Source organism: Streptomyces sp. CBMA156, assembly GCF_014596515.1.
Taxonomy (GTDB): domain Bacteria; phylum Actinomycetota; class Actinomycetes; order Streptomycetales; family Streptomycetaceae; genus Kitasatospora.
Window position 1 is genome coordinate 1 of sequence record NZ_MSJQ01000172.1, and the last position, 7,333, is coordinate 7,333.

Sequence of the window (7,333 nt, forward strand, 5' to 3'; positions counted from 1 at the left end):
CCAGCCGCCGGCCGGCCCCGTGCACAGCCTGCCGCCCCTGCACCCGCACCCGGGTCCCGGCCCGGGCCCGGAGGCCGAGATCGCGACCGCGAAGATCGCCTCCCCGAACCGGCACCGGGCGCCCGGCGGCGGCGCCGTCGAGGTGCAGCTGTCCGGCGCCTCGGTGCGGATAGGCCCGGGGCCGCGGGCCGAGCACGAGCAGCCGGGGCCGGACACCGCCCCGGCCACCACCGACTGGGTCCGCCGGGCTCCGACCCCGCCGCCCGCCCCGGTCGCCCGCTGGCGCCCCTGGCGGTTCCGGATGTCCAACGACGTCTGGGGCACCCCGGTGGTCTCCGACGGCACGCTCTTCGTCTCCAGCTTCGAGGTGCACGCGCTGGACATCGCCTCCGGCGAGCGCCGCTACAAGACCAGGGACGTCGCCTGGGCGCTCGCGGTGGACGCCGGCCGGGCGCACGCCGCGGACGGCCCGCACCTGTACACGGTGGACGCCGCGGACGGCACCGAGCGCTGGCGCACCTCGCTGGACGGCTGGGTCTACTCGCTCTCCGCCGCCGACGGCGTGCTCTGCTGCGGCATCAGGGGCGGCGGCGTCCAGCTCCGCTCGGCCGCCAACGGCGCCGAGCTGTGGCGCGCCGACGACGCCCAGCAGGACTACGAGAACCCGCAGTCGGGCCCGGTCCTGGTGGGCGGCGCCGCCTACTACTACGGCGCCGGGAGGCTGCGCTGCATCGACCCGCGCGGCGCCGGCCTGCGCTGGTCGTTCCCGGTCGGCGAGGACGTGCCCTCGCACCCGGTCGAGCGCGGCGGCGTGCTGTACGTGTCGGCCGGCACCCGGGTGTACGCGCTGGACGCGGTCAGCGGGGCCGAGCGCTGGCGCTTCGACGCCCCGGTGGTGCTGTTCACCCCGCCCGCCCTGGACGCCGACGCGGTCTACGTGGCCGACTACCTCGGCACCGTCTACGCGCTGGACGCGGCCACCGGCCTGGACCGCTGGCGCGGGGTCACCGGACGCCGCCAGGGCGGTGACCCGGTGGTGGTCTCGGACGGCATGGTGCTGGTCGGCAACGGCGAGGTGCTGTACGCCTTCGAGGCGGCCACCGGCCGGGAGCGCTGGCGCTACACCGCGCGCGGCGAGATCGTCGGCTCCCCGGCGGTGGCCGACGGCCTGGTGCACCTGGGCAGCCGGGACCACTCGCTGCACACCCTGGACCTGGCGAGCGGTCAGCTGCGCTGGGAGCTCGGCACCAAGGGCGAGCTCACCGGTTCGCCGGTGGCGGTCGGCGGGCGGGTCTTCGTCGGCTCCAAGGACCGCTGCGTGTACGCGCTGGACGCCTTCTACGGCACGGCGGTGCCCGCCCGCTGAACCGCGGGGCGGACACCGCCGGGCCGGTGCCGTCGGATCAGGCCTTGCGGGCTCCGGGGTGGCGGCTGCACCAGCCGTCCCACGCGGAGGAGACCATCTCCGCCACGTCGTGGCGCGCGGTCCAGTCCAGCTCGCGGTGGATCAGGTCGGCGGAGGCCACCACCCGGGCCGGGTCGCCGGCCCGGCGCGGGGTCACCTCGGCGGCGGTGTCGTAGCCGGTGACCTTGCCGATCACCTCCAGCATCTCCTTGACGCTGACGCCCTCGCCGCGGCCGATGTTCAGCACCAGGGAGGTCGCGCCGGCCGGGTCGGCGGCCAGCCGCCTGGCGGCCGCCACGTGCGCCGAGGCGATGTCGGAGACGTGGATGAAGTCGCGGACGCAGGTGCCGTCCGGGGTGGGGTAGTCGTCGCCGAAGACCCGCGGGGCCTGGCCGGCGGTCAGCCGCTCGAAGACCATCGGGATCAGGTTGAACACCCCGGCGTCGGAGAGCTCGGGGGAGGCGGCGCCGGCCACGTTGAAGTAGCGCAGGGCCACGGTGGACATGCCGTGGGCCTTGCCGGCCGCGGCGACCAGCCACTCGCCGGCCAGCTTGGTCTCGCCGTACGGGCTCATCGGGTCGCAGGGCGTGGACTCGGTGACCAGGTCGACGTCAGGCATGCCGTAGACGGCGGCGGAGGAGGAGAAGAGGAAGCGCTTCACCCCGCCCTCGGCGGCGGCCTCCAGGACGGTCTGGAGGCCGATCATGTTCTCGCGGTAGTACAGGAAGGGCTGCTCGACGGACTCGCCGACCTGCTTCTTGGCGGCGAAGTGCAGGACGCCCTCGACGCCGTGCTCGCGGATCGCGGCGTCCAGGGCGGCGCGGTCCAGGGTGGAACCCTCGATCAGGGGGACGCCGGCCGGCAGCCGGGAGGCGTCGCCGGTGCTGAGGTCGTCGAGGACGGCGACCCGCTCCCCGGCGTCGAGCAGCTGTCGGACGACGTGTCCGCCGATGTATCCGGCACCGCCGGTGATCAACCAAGTCATGTGCCGATCCTAGGGCGCGTCTTGCGGATCTTTGCCGGGTCCGCGACGCTCCCCCAGCCTTCGGCCGGGAGGTACCCCCCAGGGCACGCACCTCGCCGCGTTGTCGTCGGTCGCCAATGGCCCCCAGCCTGGCGGCCGGGAGGTGCCCCCACCGCAGTGGCTCCGCCCCCAGCCTTCGGCCGGGAGGTGCCCCCACCTCCGCCTTGCGATGCACGCACCCCAACGCCGCGGCCTGATCCGACAAGACCCACAAGACACGCCCTGCGTTCGGGTTCGTCCGGCCGCGTTCGGGCGAGTCGGGACCACAAATCGGACAAAACGGTGAAAAGCTGGCGAAGATTTCCGTGCTCTCAACCCGCGTCCTCGGCGCGGTGACGAATCGGAGGCAGCCAGGTGAGCCGTCACAAGGAACACACCCGTCCCCTGCCCGCCGGGCCGCGGCCGACCCGGCCGGGGGTGCTGACCGGACGGCTGCCGGCGGCGCTCGCGGTCGCGGTGGCGGCCGCGCTGACGCTGGCCGGGTGCAGCAGCGGTTCGCCCGCCTCGTCCCCGGTCGCCGCCACCGGCTCGCCCTCGGCCTCCGGGACCAAACAGCCCACGACGCCGGGCCCGTCCAACGGCGCGACCCAGTTGCAGGAGGCGTACCAGACGGTGATCGCCAACGTGCTGCCCTCCGTGGTGCAGATCACCACCGGCGACAGCCTCGGCTCCGGGATCGTCTACGACGACAAGGGCGACATCGTCACCAACGCCCACGTGATCGGCTCCGCGAAGTCCTTCACGGTGACCCTCGCCAACAGCACCAAGACGCTGGACGCCGGCCTGGTCGCCAGCTACCCCGACTCCGACCTCGCGGTGATCCGGCTGACCAGCCCGCCGAGCGGCCTGAGGCCGGCGAGCTTCGGCGACTCGGGCAAGGTCCAGCTCGGTCAGATCACCCTCGCCATGGGCAGCCCGCTCGGGCTCTCCAGCAGCGTCACCCAGGGCATCGTCTCGGCCACCGGGCGGACCGTCTCCGAGCCCCAGGCCCCCGGGTCGCCGGGCGCCACCATCGGCAACATGGTGCAGACCTCGGCGGCGATCAACCCGGGCAACAGCGGCGGCGCGCTGGTCGACCTGGACAGCAAGGTGATCGGCATCAACACGCTCGCCGCGACCGAGCCGCAGAGCAACGGCGCGGCCGCCCCCGGCATCGGCTTCGCCATCCCGGCGTCCACCATCACCAACATCGCCGACCAGCTGATCAAGCAGGGCAAGGTCACCAACTCGGGCCGGGCCGCGCTCGGCATCACCGCCAGGACCAGCTTCGACCAGCAGTTCCAGCCGGCCGGCGCGGTCATCGTGGCGGTCACCGCGGGCGGTGCGGCGGCCTCGGCGGGGCTCCAGGCCGGCGACGTCATCACCAAGATCGGCGACACCGCGGTCGACTCGCTGAACGCGCTCACCACCGCGCTCGCCTCGCTGACCCCGGGCAGCAAGGTCACCGTCACGTACACCAGGGACGGCGCCACCAAGACCGCCGAGGTCACCCTCGGCGAACTGGAGTCCCCGTAGGCCTCAGGCCTCCCAGCCGGACCCTCCTCCAGCTCCGGTACGGGGACGCCGGGCCGCACGCCGCGCAAGGGTTCAGCGGGCCGGGTGCCGTACCGGACCGGCGCCGGGCCCCCGTCACTGCCTCGACGGGGGCCCGGCGCCTTGCCGTGCCGTGGTGCCTCGCGCCGCCGTCCGGCGGACCCGGTCAACGGCGGGCGGTGCGGGTGCGCCAGGGCAGCTCGACGGTGACGGTGCTCGGGCCGCCCTCGGGGCTGTCCACCAGGAAGACCCCGTCCACCGCGCGGATCCGCTCGGCCAGCCCGGCCAGGCCGCTGCCCGGGTAGGGGGCCGCGCCGCCCTTGCCGTCGTCCTGGACCAGCACCATCAGCTGGTCGTCGGAGCGCCAGACCTCGACCGAGGCGGAGCGGGCCCGGGCGTGCTTGGAGACGTTGGTCAGCAGCTCGCTGACGGTGAAGTAGGCGATGCCCTCGACCGCCGAGTCCGGGCGCTCCGGCTGCCCGTCCGGGCCGGTCAGGTCGACGTTCACCCGGACGCCGCCGGGGACGGTGCAGCGGGCGGCGACCGAGGACAGCGCGGCGTCCAGGCCGCGGTCGGTGAGCACCGCCGGGTGGATGCCGCGGGCCAGGTCGCGCAGTTCCTGGAGGGCCAGCTTCACCTCGCCGTGGGCGTTGTCGACCATCTTGGCGGCGACCGCCACGTCGTCCTCGGACTCCACCTCGCGCAGCCGCTCCTTGGCCATGCCGAGGTCCATCGCCAGCGCGACCAGCCGGGCCTGGGCCCCGTCGTGCAGGTCGCGCTCGATCCGGCGCAGGTCGGCGGCGGCGGTGTCGACCACGGTGCCGCGGTCGTCCTCCAGCTCACGCACCCGCTCGGCCAGCGCGCCAGGGAAGAGCAGCGACTCGATCAGGATGCGGTCGACCGCGGCCATCCCGCGGATCACCCAGGGCAGCACCGGCCAGAGCGCGATCACCGAGATCAGGCTCAGCGCGAAGCTCAGCACGCCCCAGGGCAGCATCAGCACGTTGTAGAGCGCCGAACGCCAGTTCAGCAGGTCGGTGAGCTGGGCGATGGTGTACCCGACCAGCCCGGGGCGGCGCGGCTTCACCGGCTCAGGATCGTCGATCCCGGAGTCGTACGCCGACCGGGCCCGCCGCCGGCCCAGCGCGCCCAGGGCGCGGGAGACGCCCAGGCCACCGGCCAGCAGCGGCAGGCCGATCACGGTGATCGACAGTGCCAGGCCGACGGAGAGCGTGGTGACGGCGACCACGAAACCGAAGATGCCCAGCGGCAGGTTGAGCAGCAGCCGGCCCACCTGGTGCCACATTCTCGCGCCGTACAGCGGTGGGCGCTCCATCCTTGCGTCCTGCTCCTTGATGGCGTCCACGGCGCGGTGCAGCGGCTTCATCCGGATCTACCATCCCTCTTCGTCGTGCGGCTGGACCAAGCTTCCCGAACGGGGCGCGGTGGATGCCATGGGGGTGATACATCTTCCCGGCCGGGGGTTATCCCCACCCCCGGCCCGGTCGCCCCGCGTCCGCCGGGGTGTCCACCGGTCGTCTTGCGGAGCGGGCAGGGTTCGGGGGGATCGGAGCGGGCCCCTTAGACTCACGCATTGGCCATGGTTGGGACCGTGGGAGCAAACGTCGTAGAACTGACCTGAGGGCGGGTTCACGGCCGAGGTGGAGGCGAAGGCATGGAGGGGCAGCACGCGGCTGCCGTCGCTGCCGATCCGGCGGTCGGCAGCGGCTACTTCGACGCGTACGCCGCGATGGGCCTGCTGGCCGTCGTCGGGGTGCTCTTCGTGACCGTGGCGTTCACCGCCAACCGGCTGCTACGGCCGGTGGTGTACTCGCCGGAGAAGCTCCTCGCCTACGAGTGCGGAGTGGATCCGGTGGGTGAGGACTGGGCGCACACCCAGGTCCGCTACTACGTGTACGCCTTCCTGTACGTGATCTTCGCGGTGGACGCGATCTACCTCTTCCCGTGGGCGACCGTCTTCGCCTCCGCCGGGTACGGCGCGGGAACGCTGATCGAGATGTTCCTGTTCATCGGCTTCCTCGCGGTCGGGTTGCTCTACGCCTGGAAGAAGGGCGTTCTGGAATGGACGTGACGCACTCCCACCCGCACGGCGGCGCGCAGGACGGTCCCGTCCCGCTCGGCCTGCCCGACCCCGCGCGCCCCGGCGCGGTCGAGCGCCGTGGCCTGGGCCCGCTGGCCCGGCTCGCGCCGGACCCGGTCAAGGTGGTGCTCAACTGGGGGCGCCGCTACAGCCTCTGGTGCTTCAACTTCGGCCTGGCCTGCTGCGCGATCGAGTTCATCGCCGCGTCCATGGCCAAGCACGACTTCATCCGGATGGGTGTCATTCCGTTCGCGCCCGGCCCCCGCCAGGCCGATCTGATGATCGTCTCGGGGACGGTCACCGACAAGATGGCGCCCGCCGTCAAGCGCCTCTACGAGCAGATGCCCGAGCCGAAGTACGTCATCTCCTTCGGCGCCTGCTCCAACTCCGGCGGCCCGTACTGGGACTCGTACTCGGTCACCAAGGGCGTCGACCAGATCATCCCGGTGGACGTCTACGTGCCCGGCTGCCCGCCGCGGCCCGAGGCGCTGCTCCAGGGCATCCTCAAGCTCCAGGAGAAGATCGCCGCCGAGTCGCTGCCGGACCGCTACGCCACGCCCGCGCCCGCCGCGGCGCTGCGGCGGCCGCTGGTGGCCGGGCCTCCGGCCGGTTCCGCCGCCGGCTCCGACGCCGGTTCTTCGACCGAGGGAGGGGCCTCATGACGTCCGCCGAGCAGTACGCGGCGTCGGTCGGGGAGTGGGCGACCGGCGCCGAGGCGTACGGGCTGATCACCGTCGACGTCCCGGCCGAGCACTGGATCGAGGCACTCACCAACGCCAGGGACGTCCTGGGCCTGGGCTTCTTCGACTGGCTGAGCGCCGTCGACCAGCTCGCCGACGGCTTCGCCGTGGTCGCCCACCTGGCCGCCGTCGAGGCGCCGGGCGTGCGGCACCTCGCGGTGCGCACCCGGGTGCCGCGCGACGCGGCGGCGCTGCCGACCGCCGTGGCGGTGTACGCGGGTGCCGCCTGGCACGAGCGCGAGACGCACGAGATGTTCGGCATCGACTTCCCCGGGCACCCCTACCTGGCCACCCTGCTGCTGCCGGACGGCTTCGAGGGGCACCCGCTGCGCAAGGAGTTCGTGCTCGCGGCCCGGGTCGCCAAGGACTGGCCGGGCGCCAAGGAGCCCGGCGAGTCGGACCACGGCGGCGGGCCGGCCCGGCGCAAGATGCAGCCGGCCGGCGTACCGGACCCGAACGAGTGGGGGCCGCTCAAGGGCACCCTGCCGCCGGTCGCCGAGCGGCCCGCGCGTGGTGCGCGGGCGGCCGGT

At 73.6% G+C, this 7,333-nt stretch carries 7 protein-coding genes; 5 read left to right on the plus strand and 2 right to left on the minus strand.

Annotation, left to right across the window (positions count from 1 at the left end; all coding sequences use genetic code 11):
* The coding region (locus BU198_RS14565; protein WP_188297269.1) for a PQQ-binding-like beta-propeller repeat protein at positions 1-1,366 on the plus strand (1,366 nt) is incomplete at its 5' end.
* Positions 1,367-1,403: 37 nt separating this feature from the next.
* Here the strand turns inward: BU198_RS14565 and galE are convergent.
* The gene (gene galE, locus BU198_RS14570) at positions 1,404-2,390 is read right to left on the minus strand and encodes a UDP-glucose 4-epimerase GalE (RefSeq protein WP_188297270.1); all 987 of its coding nucleotides are present in this window, start codon (positions 2,388-2,390) and stop codon (positions 1,404-1,406) included.
* Between the two features lie 456 nt (positions 2,391-2,846).
* On the opposite strand from galE, the gene BU198_RS14575 reads away from it, so the two are divergent.
* Positions 2,847-3,944, plus strand: coding sequence for a S1C family serine protease (locus BU198_RS14575; protein WP_411293191.1), 1,098 nt, complete (start codon positions 2,847-2,849; stop codon positions 3,942-3,944).
* Positions 3,945-4,128: 184 nt separating this feature from the next.
* Here BU198_RS14575 and BU198_RS14580 read toward each other — a convergent pair whose 3' ends face one another.
* Positions 4,129-5,298 carry a sensor histidine kinase gene (locus tag BU198_RS14580; protein ID WP_223244387.1) on the minus strand — a complete coding sequence of 390 codons (1,170 nt, stop codon included), beginning with the start codon at positions 5,296-5,298 and terminating at the stop codon, positions 4,129-4,131.
* Positions 5,299-5,637: 339 nt separating this feature from the next.
* Here BU198_RS14580 and BU198_RS14585 point away from each other — a divergent pair, with 339 nt between their 5' ends.
* The 3 genes from BU198_RS14585 to BU198_RS14595 all read left to right on the plus strand — a co-directional run.
* On the plus strand, positions 5,638-6,054 hold the full coding sequence (locus tag BU198_RS14585) for an NADH-quinone oxidoreductase subunit A (RefSeq protein WP_188297272.1): 417 nt from the start codon (positions 5,638-5,640) through the stop codon (positions 6,052-6,054).
* Positions 6,045-6,725, plus strand: a complete 681-nt coding sequence (locus BU198_RS14590; protein ID WP_223244386.1) for an NADH-quinone oxidoreductase subunit B — start codon at positions 6,045-6,047, stop codon at positions 6,723-6,725. Before BU198_RS14585 ends, BU198_RS14590 begins: the two co-directional genes overlap by 10 nt.
* Positions 6,722-7,333 (plus strand): NADH-quinone oxidoreductase subunit C (locus BU198_RS14595; RefSeq protein ID WP_188297273.1); only part of this gene is annotated, 612 nt, incomplete at its 3' end. The genes BU198_RS14590 and BU198_RS14595, both read left to right, overlap by 4 nt.

Coding starts and splice junctions, on each gene's coding strand:
- BU198_RS14580 (WP_223244387.1), bottom strand. CDS start 5,298: ATGGAGCGCCCACCGCTGTACGGCGCGAGAATGTGGCACCAGGTGGGC.
- BU198_RS14585 (WP_188297272.1), top strand. CDS start 5,638: ATGGAGGGGCAGCACGCGGCTGCCGTCGCTGCCGATCCGGCGGTCGGC.
- galE (WP_188297270.1), bottom strand. CDS start 2,390: ATGACTTGGTTGATCACCGGCGGTGCCGGATACATCGGCGGACACGTC.
- BU198_RS14590 (WP_223244386.1), top strand. CDS start 6,045: ATGGACGTGACGCACTCCCACCCGCACGGCGGCGCGCAGGACGGTCCC.